General features: G+C 57.9%; 11 protein-coding genes. 2 read left to right on the forward strand and 9 right to left on the reverse strand.

Going from position 1 to position 13,842, the window contains the following annotated elements:
- Nucleotides 1–337: 337 nt before the first annotated feature.
- Nucleotides 338–1,909 (reverse strand): methyl-accepting chemotaxis protein, encoded by a 1,572-nt coding sequence (locus tag FVF58_RS20140; protein WP_149671627.1) that lies wholly within the window; start codon nt 1,907–1,909, stop codon nt 338–340.
- 292 nt (nt 1,910–2,201) lie between these two features.
- Between FVF58_RS20140 and FVF58_RS20145 the strand changes: the two genes are divergently transcribed.
- Nucleotides 2,202–3,311: an MraY family glycosyltransferase gene (locus FVF58_RS20145; RefSeq protein ID WP_149671628.1), complete on the forward strand. Its 1,110-nt coding sequence runs from the start codon at nt 2,202–2,204 to the stop codon at nt 3,309–3,311.
- 86 nt (nt 3,312–3,397) lie between these two features.
- Here the strand turns inward: FVF58_RS20145 and FVF58_RS20150 are convergent, their stop codons facing one another.
- The 8 genes from FVF58_RS20150 to FVF58_RS20185 all read right to left on the reverse strand — a co-directional run bounded on the left by FVF58_RS20150 (nt 3,398) and on the right by FVF58_RS20185 (nt 11,735).
- Entirely contained in the window at nt 3,398–3,988 is a 591-nt protein-coding gene (locus tag FVF58_RS20150; protein WP_246217121.1) for a nuclease-related domain-containing protein, read from the reverse strand.
- A gap of 258 nt (nt 3,989–4,246) precedes the next feature.
- Nucleotides 4,247–4,867 carry a hypothetical protein gene (locus tag FVF58_RS20155; RefSeq protein ID WP_149671629.1) on the reverse strand — a complete coding sequence of 207 codons (621 nt, stop codon included), beginning with the start codon at nt 4,865–4,867 and terminating at the stop codon, nt 4,247–4,249.
- A 294-nt stretch (nt 4,868–5,161) separates the two neighbouring features.
- On the reverse strand, nt 5,162–5,527 hold the full coding sequence (locus FVF58_RS20160) for a hypothetical protein (RefSeq protein WP_149671630.1): 366 nt from the start codon (nt 5,525–5,527) through the stop codon (nt 5,162–5,164).
- A 36-nt stretch (nt 5,528–5,563) separates the two neighbouring features.
- The gene (locus FVF58_RS20165) at nt 5,564–6,634 is read right to left on the reverse strand and encodes an integrase domain-containing protein (RefSeq protein ID WP_149671631.1); all 1,071 of its coding nucleotides are present in this window, start codon (nt 6,632–6,634) and stop codon (nt 5,564–5,566) included.
- Nucleotides 6,635–7,536: 902 nt separating this feature from the next.
- Entirely contained in the window at nt 7,537–8,007 is a 471-nt protein-coding gene (locus FVF58_RS20170) for a hypothetical protein (RefSeq protein WP_149671632.1), read from the reverse strand.
- A gap of 504 nt (nt 8,008–8,511) precedes the next feature.
- Nucleotides 8,512–9,174, reverse strand: coding sequence for an NERD domain-containing protein (locus FVF58_RS20175; RefSeq protein ID WP_149671633.1), 663 nt, complete (start codon nt 9,172–9,174; stop codon nt 8,512–8,514).
- Between the two features lie 193 nt (nt 9,175–9,367).
- Nucleotides 9,368–10,393, reverse strand: a complete 1,026-nt coding sequence (locus FVF58_RS20180; protein WP_149671634.1) for an IS630 family transposase — start codon at nt 10,391–10,393, stop codon at nt 9,368–9,370.
- A 367-nt stretch (nt 10,394–10,760) separates the two neighbouring features.
- Nucleotides 10,761–11,735, reverse strand: coding sequence for a hypothetical protein (locus FVF58_RS20185; RefSeq protein WP_149671635.1), 975 nt, complete (start codon nt 11,733–11,735; stop codon nt 10,761–10,763).
- A gap of 980 nt (nt 11,736–12,715) precedes the next feature.
- On the opposite strand from FVF58_RS20185, the gene FVF58_RS20190 reads away from it, so the two are divergent.
- The coding region (locus FVF58_RS20190; protein WP_188130869.1) for an IS110 family RNA-guided transposase at nt 12,716–13,842 on the forward strand (1,127 nt) is incomplete at its 3' end.

Here is a 13,842-nt window from a genome sequence, read left to right on the forward strand (position 1 = left end):
GGCGTGCATTTTATGCAACAGTGCGGAAGTCGAAGAGGACTTTACCGTCGATAATCGGTATGCATTTCCGAAATGCCGACGGTGCCAGGTGACGGGGAAATTGGCTTTGACGCTTATTAAGCGATCAACGCAGACCACGCCCAGGCCGGGCTGTTCGCGGTGAACACCAGGCTTGGGCGATGAAAAATGGTGCGCGAGACAGTGTCGTGCCTCGCGGCCTGTGCGGGCCCTGCGAGCGCAGGTCTCCGGAATAACCCTCTCTCGTAAGGGTTAAGCGAGGAAACCGTCATCATCAGACGTTTAACCGATTGTCCCTCATCGATTCGAACGAGGCCATCTACCTGCCGGCGGCCGCGCTGTCGTGGTCAAGTCGAAACACCGCAACCGCATTGAGCAGCACCGCCGCCTGTTCTTCCAGCGACTTCGCCGCGGCCGCCGCCTGCTCGACGAGCGCCGCATTGTGCTGCGTGACCTCGTCGATCTGCGAGACGGCCTTGTTGACCTGCTCGATGCCGTCGCTCTGTTCGAGCGCGGACGCCTCGATCTCGTTCATCACGCCCGTCACGCGCTCCACCGCGCTCATCGCTTCGTGAATCGTCTTCTGCGCGTCGGACACGAGCGAAGCGCCCTCCTCTACCTTGGCCGCCGATTCGCCGATCAGCTCCTTGATCTCCTTGGCCGCCGCCCCCGAGCGCTGCGCGAGACTGCGCACCTCCGAAGCCACCACCGCGAAGCCGCGTCCCTGCTCGCCGGCGCGCGCCGCTTCCACCGCCGCGTTCAACGCGAGAATGTTGGTCTGAAACGCGATCCCCTCGATCATGCCGATGATCTCCGTCACCTTGCGCGACGACTCGCTGATCCCGTCCATCGTTTCGGTGACGCGCGATACCACCGTGCCGCCGCGCGTGACCGTGTCGAGCGCGCCGTGGGCGAGCCGGTTGGCCTGCTTGGCGTTATCCGCGTTCTGCTTCACCGTCGCCGACAACTGCTCCATGCTCGCGGCGGTCTGCTGCAGCGCGGCCGCCTGCTGCTCGGTGCGCGCGGACAGGTCCGCATTGCCCGACGCGATTTCGTTCGCGCCCTGCGTGATCGCGCTCGTGCTGCCGCGTACTTTGGCGACGGTCTCGACGAGGCCGTCGCGCATCTTCGACAACGCGCCGAGCAACTGGCCCATCTCGTTGCGTGAGCGGACCTTGATGGCGACCGTCAGATCACCGGCGGCGATGCGCTCGAAGTGCTTGACGGTTGCGTTGACCGGCTTGATGAGCGCCGCCGACAACGCGATGCGCGCCGCCACGCCGATCACGAGCGCGATCACGCCGACCGCGACGAACAGCAGGGTCGCCAGCTGGAAGCGCTGCGCGCCGGTGGCCGCCTGCTGATGCTGGGTGTCGATCTGCGCGTTTTCGAGCGCGTCGATTGCCTTCGAATAGGTCGCGTAAAAGCTGTTCGCGGTGTCGCCCTGGATGTTGCGGAAGGTGTTGAAGTCGAAGTCGGTGAGCGACTTGAATTCCGGCTCGATCGCCTTGTCGACCAGCGCGGCGCGCGCCTGTTCGACGCTCTGCGCGAGCCTGCGCTCGTCGTCGCTCTCGAACGGACCGGCCATGTAGTTGCGGAAATCCTTGTTCGATTCGAGCAGCACCTTGTGCGCGGCCGGCAGCAGATCATCGGTCTGCTTGCCGACGCTGAAGAGCGTCTGATAGGTGCCCAATGCGAGCTGCACCTGCAGCAGCTTCTCGGAACTCGCCTTCAGATGCGACAGCGCCACCGCGCTGCGCTGCGTGTCATCGAGGCTGCCGTTGGCGAGTTTGAGCGCGCCGTAACCGACACCGATCACCGTCAGAAGGAAAGCGACGAATACGCTGATTACCAGCGTCAGGCCGCCACGAATTGTGATGTTGTTTAGCATTGGGTCTCCGGAACGTCTTGCCTATCCGCGGCGAAACAGGTGGACAGGCGCACGCGCCGCGTTGTTGCGCGTGACTGACACTTCGCCGCATCCTGGTTAACGACCCCGCGCGGCCTGCGCCGCATAGGTGAAATCCATGACTGGCGCGCCTTTGCGGGCGTTTTGAGCCTCACTATCTGGGATTCGCCGGTGACTGCGTGGCAACGGCACGGCGATGGCGCGATGCATGCCGCTTTCCGGGCGCCGCGCGTTTCGTTTGTATAATTCGGCGTCTTCGCTTAGGCCCACTTTCATGCTTAGTTTTGCGCTCGGCTTTCTCGTTTCACTGCTGATCACGCTGTTGATCGTGCGCTATGCGCATCTGCATGAAAAATTCTCCACTGACACCGATCTGGCCGGCGTGCAGAAATTCCATGTGCGACCAGTGCCGCGTATCGGCGGGACCGGGATTCTGGTCGGGCTGATCGTGTCGGCCGTACAGCTGCATCGTGCGTATCCCGCTGTGTCGGGCGGCATTCTCGGGCTGATCGCGTGCGGCATGCCGGCGTTCGGTTCGGGTCTGGTCGAAGATCTGACCAAGCGCGTGTCGCCGCTCGCTCGCCTCATCTGCACGATGGCGGCCGCCGCGCTCGCCTTTTTCCTGCTCGATATCGCGGTCACGCGCATCAGCGTGCCGCCGCTCGACTTTCTGCTCTCGTATGCGGTGATTTCCTTCGCGGTCACGGTGCTGGCCGTCGCGGCGCTCGCCAACGCGATCAACATCATCGACGGCTTCAACGGGCTCGCGTCGATGGTCGCGTTCATGATGTTCGCGTCGCTCGCCTACGTGGCGTTCCAGGTGTCCGATCCGATCGTGCTGTCCGCGTCATTCATGATGATGGGCGCGGTGCTCGGCTTCTTCATCTGGAACTTTCCGGCGGGTCTGATCTTTCTCGGCGACGGCGGCGCGTACTTCATCGGCTTCATGCTCGCGGAACTGTCGATCATGCTGGTGATGCGCAATCGCGACGTGTCGGCGTGGTACCCGGTGCTGCTGTTCATGTACCCGATCTTCGAGACCTGCTTCTCGATCTACCGGAAGAAATTCATTCGCGGCATGTCGCCGGGCATTCCGGACGGCGTGCACCTGCATATGCTGGTGTACAAGCGCCTGATGCGCTGGGCGGTGGGCGCGCGCACCGCGCGCGAACTGACGCGGCGCAATTCGCTGACCTCGCCGTACCTGTGGCTGCTGTGCCTGATCGCAGTCGTGCCGGCGACGCTGTTCTGGCGGCATACGCTGCATCTGTTCTGCTTCGTGGTGGTGTTCGCGGCGACTTATGTGTGGCTGTACGTGAGCATCGTGCGCTTCAAGTCGCCGAGGTGGATGGTGGTGAGAAAGCGGGGCGGTGATCGCAGGTAGCACGCCCGACAGAAACCGCCCCACCATACTTACCCGCAGTTTAGTGTATTCCGAAGGCTCACCTTCGCCGTGATCGGGGCGTGACTTCAGAGTCGCCATCCTGATGAGCTGGCAGCAACAGCACTTCGAAGCGGCCCGGAGCTCAGATCAGGACAGACAATTCGTATCACCCTTGACCACGCGTGCGGCCTTCCTGAATGCGTTGCCGGTGTTCTACGAGCCTGTGGTCGCATGTCTGCGGCCGCAGAAGCGCGTTGGCGAGCGTGCGCACAGGCAAGCGCCCCGGTTCCAGTAAGGGCAAATCGCTGCTGGCACATCCTCAGATACCTGTAAAGCTCGTCACGCTCAAGCAATGCCGCGGGAAGTGTTGGATCCACCGTTCCTGCTTCGTGCGAGAAGACGCCGAGACCTTCGACGATCCACAGCCGCGGCGGTAGCAACCCTGTGAGGAACCGCACCTTTGCCGCATTGTGCTTCATCGGCGATGTGCGCGCGAGCCGCTGTCCGTCAATCGCCGGGAGTATCAGCATATCGGCGCTTTCTTCACGTGTGACCGCGCCAGCCCAATGCTTTGTTTCAGTAACGAACATTCCGAACGGCGTGATCACTAGATGATCTATCCCGGCGGTCGGAAAGGCACTCCCCGGCGCGCGAATAAGAATGAGACTATCGAACACCAACCAGTCATCGCCGCATCAGCGTGCGAGATGCCTGTGCAGATCGCCTGAAATCCACCCCTCTCCTTCCTCACCGGGCGCCGTAAGCGGAAACGTCCCAGCCGGGGTGGCTTCGTCATTCAAAAACCACTTACTGTTGCAGCTCGGATACGCCCATAGCAACAAGGCGCCGAGCGCGATTAGTTGTAATAGCATACTGGTTCCTCCTGTGTTGATATCGGTGAAGCCCGCGTATGCAGTCCTCGGCAAAATCAAGGATCACGTGAGAATCCGAATGCCAGAAGGAAGCTGTTTTTCCGATGGAGAATCTTCGGTGAAGGTCTGAGACACGGCACGCGTCGTCGTGCCAAGCGCACGCGCCGCCTTTCGCAGATTGCCGCGATGCTCCGTCAACGCCGACAGAACCTTGTCATATGTGAGCACGGGGATAGCCGCGCCGCCGCGAGCGGGCACAACGGCGACTGGAGCGGGGGTTCTGTGGCCGCACGACGCCTCTGATCGCACAGTCGAATTGAGCAGCGCAAGGAGGGTGCGCTTTCTGATCCAAAGTAGAAACTGGCGCCAATGTACAAGTTTGGTCTGATCGTACCAGGTTGGTTCCTGCGCCCTCCAGCAAGCAATGAGGTGGCTTAAATGCTTGCCCTGGAAATTCCACGGCGTTTGCAGAGCGAAGCCACCAGCGCGCAACGTCTCAAACCCATCCAGGAGTTCCGCCACGCGATAGCATTGTGTTTCGGGCGACACTGGGTAATCGGCACCAGTTCTCCGATCATACTTCCGGTTGACTTTGCCCCTGGCAAGCTTGCGAAATTCGCGCTTGAATTCGTCCGGCAGACTGCTGCAGGCAATAACGTAGCGATAATCATAGACAATAGGCATACCTGTTTTCCTTATTAACCGGTCAAATATCAATGCGGCGCAACGCGCCGGTTTTTTCAGGGTTTATCACGACTGCGCGCGCCATCGACGAAGGGAAAAGGCGGGTTGCGAAACCAGCAGAGACACGACCAGGACTTAGCGGTCTGGCTTGCTGCGCACCACTCATCCATGGCAGACGAAACGGACACGCTCGCAGTCGTGCGACCAACAACCTGGATCTTTCATCTTCACCGTCGCTTGCGTCACCGAGGGGCTCGACGCTATCTCGGCCCGAGGCCTGGTCACCTACTAAAATCAGGCAAGTCTTTTAGCAAACCGGTATTTACCGCTTTTGTCATTGACAAGCCGTTCCCGTTTCACGCGAACACTAAGCTGCATCAACTCGTTGTGCGAGAAACCTGACTCGAGCAAAATCAGCCTGACGCAGGTGATCTCCAACAGTAACGATTCCACATCCAGATTCCCCTCTGAACGAGTTTCGATGAAGCGCGCAATCGAAGCTACGCTCAGGTTTTCTAACTGATTCGGAGTGCCCGAGTGTTGAGAAGTGAAGTGTTCAATTGCAAGCCAAACGGTAATCGTTATAGTGCGCATCGTGTCGTTGAGTCCGATTTTATCGGCACAATTTCTCACTTGATGAATGAATAGAGAATCTGACATAGAAATACCTTAGAATTTAAAAAGACCCTTCTTGACTCAAGTGCGGCCGTGCAGCGCTGCTTCATCGTCTGCGGGGCCAGCGCGGCCAATCGGATAGCCACTTAGCGCGCTATGTCGACGCTTTGCCACTTGACGGGCTGCTGCACGCGGCAATTCGGCCGGTAGGTGTCGGTGATCATCTTCGACGTTGTGCAGCGATATGTGACCTTCAAATTTGTCCCTGATAGGCTGGCAGTAGTGTCCAAGGATCATCTGGGCGCGTGTTGGACCGTGGCCGAGCGATTCGCTTAGTTGGACCAGAACATCATACGGGGGTATTCCGGCGTCCAGCAGCTCCAGCGCACTCCTGAGCGCATAGGTATAGCGAAGCGAATGGAAGCTTGTAGGACCGGTGACTCCGGCACGCCGCAGCAGTGCCTTCAGTCGATTCATTGCCGATTTGAGAGTCTTTCCATTACCCGTGATCAATTCCAAGTTATGTTCGCGACAGTAAGCGAGTGCAGAGCGTATCGATTCAATTGTCTGCGCTCGCTCGCCTTCGATGACTCGTACGTGTCGGGGTCTTGCGTTTTTCGAACCGCGCATAAGCGAAAGCGTGGAATCGCCGCGCTCGAGTGCATCAAGCCACATCGCTAGATCAGGCGAACACATCAACGCCTCTTTGCGTCGCAGGCCCAGATGAAGCGCGAGCGAAATCATGTGGGTTAGCCCATGGTCTATCCTCTTTGCTCGCACGAGCAACTCGTCAATTTCCGTCTGGCTCATGGCCCGCTTTGCTCCTTTCCTTATTCGCCGCACCAGTTGAAGTTCCTTATTGCTGCAGACGTCATCAATGTTCCGACCGGCATAGCGCGAGGTGACTCGAATAGCCGCGAATATATTTGCCAGCGTGCCTGCGGCTTTGCCCTGCGCTGCGCAGTATTGGGCGTACGCATGAACTATCCATGCTGGAATCTCCCTGATCGATGAATGTAACTCGCCGACCTGTCTGGCGAACCGCAAAAGACCTGTCGTATCGAACCGCCTGTTCTGTTGTGTTGCAAAGCTACCGCCCGCCTTTTTGCTGCTTACCGCTGATTCGTGTATGGCTTTTGACATCATGCTCATCGGCTAACTCCACAGTCCGGCCCGCGTCTCTACCCATGCTCGCGCGCGGGATACGCGAACACGCCTCCGGTTACGAATGGCCCGTGACACATCTGGAGACCGTTGGCTGTCTGAAAAAACGGGCTGGGGCCGGGGTTACCCACACGCGTTTGCAAGGGTTTCAAGATAATGGGAAGGGCCGGATGATGCGTTGAGCTGTGGGATCCGTTACCGGATAGGCCCTTGAGTCGGAAGGTCTCGAAAGGGGCTGAATGCCCACAAAGCGATACGACGCCAAATTAAGTTGACGCGAGGTGCCAGGCGTCTGGCAAAAGCATCGAGACACCTCTACTGCACCGTCTTGGAAATGACGTCGTACTGGCGAGCGCTCGCATGATTCATCAACATCTGAAGATGAATGAACGCGAGGCTCATTTGACGGATGCCCCGCTGAGGTGCCTGAGAAAAGAGTAGGCTTGTTCGCCGTCGTGAAGGCGCCGGCAGCGTGCGGGCGTTGGGAAGACCGCCGGTAATCAAATGTGCGAGATTGTTACGCAACCGGTCGCTGTCACGTCGGATTTCAAAACCGCGTGACAGAACTTTGCACGGAGAGGTAATGAGTATCGGCCAAGTCGCCGACTGGCCCTGACGATACTTCTCTCTCGTGGGTAAGCCTTGCGCTTTGCCCAATGGCATTTCTCCCATGCGAGACGACGTCAGCTCGCCGCAACGGATAATTGGCGGCCATCCTAAGATCGCGCAGATAGACTCTCGCGCATCGCAACGAGGACTCACAATGCGGCAGGATCGCCGCAATACCTCTGAGGAAGGCGCGGCATCGCGACCATTGATTGGCCTGACACCGCTGCCTTCCATCTGCACGGCTGCGCCGCTGAGGTATCGACCAACTGCGGCGCACAAGTTCATAAGCTTTGAATAGCAAAGCACCGATGCCCAACAACGAGAAGTGCTATCGACAAAAAGCAAAGTGCGACAGGTTCAACAAGGGACTTCCCGCTCAGAGCGGGAGTGGTTGCAACTTCAAGACAGGCTCCAATTAAAGCAAAGGCGCTAAGCATATGTGCAAATCGCCCGTTAAGTTTTCGCTGATCAGCGGACTGAGAAAAGAGGCGCTTGACGTTAAAAAGCGTCTCGCGACGAACAGCGGCATTAAAATCGATGAAATACCCGCGCCCAGAATCGTGCTTTACCGCGAATCGAACGCTGCCATATTCAGCAATGAATGATTTTCTTCGGTCGAATTGATCAAGGATCTCTATTAGCGACGTTAAACGTGGCGGCAACGTCACCTGCGCTGATTCGGGGCTCAGTAAAGCACGATCAGCAAGGACAGTCCCATCTTCATAGGACACTACAACATCTATTAATTTCATGGCTACTCCACTATTAAATGATTGATGGATTTCTTATAAAGCCAATCGCCCGATGACGATGAATGATCCGAAAAAAGCGTCTTTCCAGAAGAGACTGCCATTTTCCGGTGGTGAAAAAAGAAGTGACAATCTCGACGATTCCAAGCGAGTTTCTGAGTCCAGATCAGCATCAGACGCTGATGGCGAGAGAAAAGGCCTTCCTTGAATCGTGCGATTCGTTCCAGTCGATGCGTTGAAAACGCGGTGTGTAAGGTGACTATAGCGCCCCTACGCACCACGTTCAACGCAGAAAGCTAAGGAAAAGAGGGGGGCTTTCCTCGTCCAACGAAATGACAGGTGTCGCTCACCGCGTACTCGTGTTACGGCGGCCGAACCGTCATCAGGCGTCTCACCGGGCCCGGAGTCTGGCGGCCACACGGATTTTGCGGGTTTCACATGGGTTCCCGAAACGTCCGCGTGGCTGCATTGACTGAGACTTCCAGCCCAAGCAACAGGTTGGCAACTTCAGCTCTTTCCCCAATCCGCACAACGCAATCGCAAATGCGCGGAGATTCGGTCGGAATCAAGATATTGGGAATGGTTTTCGCGATAGCGCTTTAACCGAGTTCGCATGAAATGGTGCAGCTCAGCCCCTTGCAGGATAGCTTCCGGCAGCGTGGGATCAAGCACACAGTGCGAGGCAGAAAATACGGCAATGCTTTCAACGGGGCAATTGTATGCGCCGAGTGTCACGCGCAGGTGTCGCAGTGCGGGCTTTGCTCTGCGTAATGGAGATGTCTGCACGGAAACAACGCCAAGCTTTTCATGCAAAAGAAGCTCGTCAGCATTCATTGATCTCTTTACCGTGCCCATCCAGTCGTATCGGTCGATGGCGAATGCTCCGAACGCGGAGACAGCAAGACAATCTATCCATGTTACGGGACTGCGTGTGCCCGGCGCGTGTTCCAACACAACTCCACGGCGTATAACGAACGCACTGTCGGTCATCGCCTTGAGCACCGATGCAACATGTTTTGCTAATGGAGAACATAGCCGACGTCGTTGCGCCATCCATCCGGCGCGATCACAATCCAGCCGCCTAGAATCCATGGCTAGACCCTCGGGGCACGCAGCAATGTTGAATGCCTCCTCGCCCGCTGAAGGAAGCAGCACCTTAACCTTTTCCATCTGTTCTCCTTTCGTTAGCTGCAGTTTTCGATACCTTGAGCTTGCCTTGTGCAGTTGGAAGTCAAGGTAACGGCGCAACAAAAGGAGATCTGGAGCCTGCTAGCCATTGGTCGAGTTACCTGGCATCAAGGGGACGGCTGTGACGCGCAGGAACTCAAATTTATTAAGCCGAAACAAAGTAACCGGACATGCGTCACGCCGCGTAACGGACTGACGGATGACAAAACATGGATCGGACCAAAGCCGGAATTCTCTGCAACGAGCGCAGAACTGCTCGAACCCGTTGCTTAAGATGTCCGGTACCTTTGATAGCAAGCTTGCCGATCTTGTGATGCTTGAGATAACCCCATACGAGTTCATCCGGATTCAGGTCCGGCGAGTAAGCCGGCAGGAAGAACAGACAAAGGCGGTTATCCGATTCTGCGGCAAGCTTGCGGATCGCTTTGCAATGATGAACCGGATGACCATCGGCGATCAGGAAGACGGGAGCATCGGCGTTAAGTATCAGTCGCCTGACGAAATCAACGTACACCGGGATCTTGAAGCTGCCTTCAAAGCACATGAAACGGAGTTGGCCACGCGGGCTGATCGCCGAGATCAGGTTCACTTTGAAGCGCGCGCCGGTGGTTTCGACCACCGGTGTCTGACCGATCGGTGCCCAGGTCGTGCCGCTGTGGTAGTCCGAGCGCACCGTCGATTCGTCGACGAAGAAAATCTGAGCCCCACAGCGTTTGGCCTGCCTGACAATCGCCGGATATTCGTCCCGCATCCATGACTCGACCAGTTCTGGGTCGCGTTGGTAGGCGCGCGCCAACGGCCGCTGGGATGAAAGCCCGAGCTTCCTGAGCAGCCGACCGACCGATACCTCGGAGAGCCTGACGTTGAAACGTTCGCGAATCAACTGCCGCACCGTGTCTCGCGTCCACAACGCAAACCCGAACTTCATTTGCATCGGATTCTTCGTTGTGACCGTCTGATACACAAAGCGGATCGCTTCGGACGACAGCTTCATTGGCCGGCCCGGAATAGACTTGGCTCGTAACGCTTCAATACCTCCTTCGCGCCACGCCGCCAACCACTCGTAAATACGCGGCCTCGAGAAGCCCAGCGTGCGAATCACGTCCTCTGGCGACTCGCCAGCTTCGACTCGCTTGACCGCGCGGATCCGCATCTCTTCCAGCGTTACATGTGAAAGCTGTCGGCCGTCGTCCTCGCGCATCACGCCTCTCCCAAGCTCCTTTAAGCTTAGACCATGGTGTCGATTTATGTTCGCTTACTTATGCATTGGTTAGTAAGTCCAACGGAGGGCAGGAATGTGACGCCCGCGAAGAAGGCGGGATTGGAGAGAATCGGCGGTAGGATTGCAACCAGCGCGGTGTTCAGAAGCAGAGCTTCAATGGAGGTGTCAGCCTCCGGATACAACGCCTGAGCGAGAAAATCTCGACGATCATCTTGCATTGCGGGGGATATGCTGACGCACCGTCGGGACGACGGTCACCCCATATCCGGACGGTGTTGATGCGCGATGGCCTTTCAAAAGCTGGATGCCCTGATGCCCGCTGCCTAGGCTATGCGCGTGCAGCTTGTCAGGTAACGGAATACCGAGGAAACGAGGTCTTGAAGTATGGATGATTGCTCCATAGACGATTGAACTCGATCTGCTCGGAGCTAACAGTAATTTTTTTCAGAGCACTGCGAATTGCGAACTCTAATTCCCGACGGTATTGGAAGAGGAAGTCCGCATGGTCGCACTCGATAATGAGCCGTTTTGTTCCCCTTCCCCGCCTGATGCGCACACAAGAAAGGTCAGATGGGCGGACGTTTTCGTCATTAAACTCCCGGAGGATAGTTTCGGACGTGGTCTCTATGCCCCTCATTCGTGAATGTATGATCCTTGCGCGCTGCAGTAGCACTTGCCTGCCACAATCTTTGTCAAGCGCAAGAAGTTTCCGTCCGACCGCGAACGTCAGTTCAGCCTCATGGAAAAGATTTGGCAGGCTGAGCCAAAGCGCGCAGATGTGCGCGGCATCGCGTATCTTCTTTCGAGAAATGTTGAGCGCGCGGGCACACCCGCTGTAACTGGTCCAGTGTCCTTTGGTAACACCGAGGTGATACCGATCGGCGATGTTTCTCGGCGAATCCTCAGTCTCTTTCAGGATTTTTTTTTCAATGTTGGGGTACCGGCTCAACGCGCGTTTTGACGGAGATACTTGTCCTTTTACAGTCGCAAGCACCGCCCTCATTGAAAGCTTGCTGCCATCGGCAACATGCTGTTCGATTCGCTGAAGCACTGTCTCAAGACCGTCTCGCGCAATAACATCGCGAATAACCCGCACCGAATACGGTGTTATTTCAGCAGGCGCGTTGAACAAGTCGATCACCGTGGCTGGCAGCTCATCCATTTTAAGCGCTAACGACAGTTCTGCCGGACTGACGCCCAGTGTGTCTACAGCGCCCGCTTGTGTCGTCCAGTCGCCCCGAGCGAGTCCCCTTTCATAGAAAGCCGCGATAAGGATGCAACTGCGCTGCAAGTTTGGTCCGAAAAGTCGATGTTTGTTCATAGTTTCACGCTCGGTACTTTTTCGCGATACTCAGCCACGATATCAACGATACGCGACTTCCCGAACGAGCGGCGACTGAATGGCGGTTGAAAAGCATCGTCTTTCAAAAAACCGAAGAGAACGAGGTATGGTCACGAAGTCGATCCCGGCACACCCGTCGTCGCAGGGTGAGACGACGCATGTGAACGGGCCACCCGCCGGTCGCTCTTGCACGACCCACGTGCCCTCGTCCATTGCCTGTAGCAGCGACAGAGTCAAGCACTTCACCCACTTGTATCATCTGGCGAGGCGACAAAAGTGGCCTGTGCGCTTCCAAGCTTTTGACATTAACTATAAAAGCTGCCGCCACTTTTAACACGTTAAAGGATGTGTCGCCATCCACCGCAGATCCGCGCCCCCTTGATTTGATTGGCAAAACGGCCCGATTTGCGAAAATCGGAATGACCGACCAAATGCGCAAATTTCGCAAATTCGCATCTCGCGCACTGCACGTGACATGTAAGAGCCGTCGCCGTATGGCCAGCCGTCATTTGCAACCATTATCTACTTTTGCGGAACGCGCATTACCCATGAGGCCCGTGCTTTCGCGGAAGCAACGCTTCCGCCATCGCAATCGGGCGCAACAAGTCTTCACGTCCAACAGAACGACTAGGCAACGGTGTCGATAAAAAAGCTGGACACCGTCCGCGTCATTTTCTGTCTCAAACGCTCGGCACTCGTTAGATTGTTCCGCATCGGCCCCTGTAGCCAGTGGCAGCCAGTAAGTAGTCCGTCCTGAACAATTCGTTTTGCCGACCACCGGCGTTACGGCGATGGGAGCCAGCAATGCGGCGGTTAAGCAAGGCAGCCAGAATAAAGACGCAAAGAAGCCGTAGCCTCCTCAGGATCATCCGAATTAGTAAGATTCTATGAGCATCCAGGCCCGGCGAGAGACTGATGCCTACAATCAGCTCGCGAGGCTACTGTAGGGGGAGATGATCATGGGCAACGACCAGGGATATCAGTCGGGTACTGACGAAATCGTGCTAGCTGTCTCACTCGAGCTCGCGGCCAAGAAGTGGAAGGTCGCGCTGCACGACGGCCGGCGCGAGCGGCCAGCCGTCCACACGGTCGACCAGCCGCAGGCCGCAGCGCGCCTGCAGGCCGTGCTGGCGCTGATTGACCAGCACAGGGACAGGTGGTCCCTGCCAGCGGGCGTGCGCATCGTCGTCTGCTACGAAGCCGGCCAGGACGCGTTCTGGATCTGGCGCGCGCTACAGGCCCACGGCATCGAGTGTTACGTCGTGGATCCGGCGAGCATCCCGGTCCAGCGTCACAAGCGGCGTGCGAAGACCGACCGGCTTGACGCGATCAAGCTCGTCGTCAACCTGCGCGCATGGCTGCACGGCGAGCGCGACCGCATGCACGTGGTTCACGTGCCGTCCGCGCAGGATGAAGCGTCGCGCCACCTGATGCGCGAACGCGGGCAGCTGCAGAAGGAAGTGCTGCAGCACCTCGACCGCATGCGCAAGCTGCTGGCCACGCTCGGCTGCTGGGAAGACGTCACCCATCGTGCTTTTGCCGACCGGCTCGCCCGCGACGAGGTGCGGTGTCACGACGGCACGCGCCTGCCGCCGGAACTGCGTGAGCGGCTGCTGCGCGAGTGCGAACGGCGCGCGTTCGTCGCGCAGCAGCTCGCTGTACTCGAAAAGACCCGCCAGGCCAGCGTGCCGGCACCCTCGCGCGCACGCAGCGATGCCCTGGCACGCCTGAAGGGCGTTGGCGAAGTGAGCGCCTCACGCCTCGCGCTCGAACTCTACTGGCGCGATTTCCACAACCGGCGCCAGGTGGGCGCGTGTGTCGGACTGGTGCCGCAGCCGTATGACAGCGGCGAGAGCCAGACCGATCAGGGCATCAGCAAGCAAGGCAACAGGCGCGTACGCGCGCTGCTGGTCGAGATGGCGTGGACCTGGCTGCGCTATCAGCCCGGCAGCGCACTCACCCAGTGGTTCAACCGGCGCACCCAAGGCACAGGGCCCAACCGCCGTGCCCGACGGATCGCGATCGTCGCGGTGGCGCGACGTCTCGCGATCGCGCTTTGGCGCTATCTGAAGGACGGCGTAATACC

Source organism: Paraburkholderia panacisoli (assembly GCF_008369935.1).
Lineage (GTDB): Bacteria > Pseudomonadota > Gammaproteobacteria > Burkholderiales > Burkholderiaceae > Paraburkholderia > Paraburkholderia panacisoli.

Bases quoted from the DNA above. Each gene is read 5' to 3' on its own strand.
- FVF58_RS20140 (WP_149671627.1), bottom strand. From the start codon at position 1,909: ATGCTAAACAACATCACAATTCGTGGCGGCCTGACGCTGGTAATCAGC.
- FVF58_RS20145 (WP_149671628.1), top strand. From the start codon at position 2,202: ATGCTTAGTTTTGCGCTCGGCTTTCTCGTTTCACTGCTGATCACGCTG.
- FVF58_RS20155 (WP_149671629.1), bottom strand. From the start codon at position 4,867: ATGCCTATTGTCTATGATTATCGCTACGTTATTGCCTGCAGCAGTCTG.
- FVF58_RS20160 (WP_149671630.1), bottom strand. From the start codon at position 5,527: ATGTCAGATTCTCTATTCATTCATCAAGTGAGAAATTGTGCCGATAAA.
- FVF58_RS20165 (WP_149671631.1), bottom strand. From the start codon at position 6,634: ATGAGCATGATGTCAAAAGCCATACACGAATCAGCGGTAAGCAGCAAA.
- FVF58_RS20170 (WP_149671632.1), bottom strand. From the start codon at position 8,007: ATGAAATTAATAGATGTTGTAGTGTCCTATGAAGATGGGACTGTCCTT.
- FVF58_RS20175 (WP_149671633.1), bottom strand. From the start codon at position 9,174: ATGGAAAAGGTTAAGGTGCTGCTTCCTTCAGCGGGCGAGGAGGCATTC.
- FVF58_RS20180 (WP_149671634.1), bottom strand. From the start codon at position 10,393: ATGCGCGAGGACGACGGCCGACAGCTTTCACATGTAACGCTGGAAGAG.
- FVF58_RS20185 (WP_149671635.1), bottom strand. From the start codon at position 11,735: ATGAACAAACATCGACTTTTCGGACCAAACTTGCAGCGCAGTTGCATC.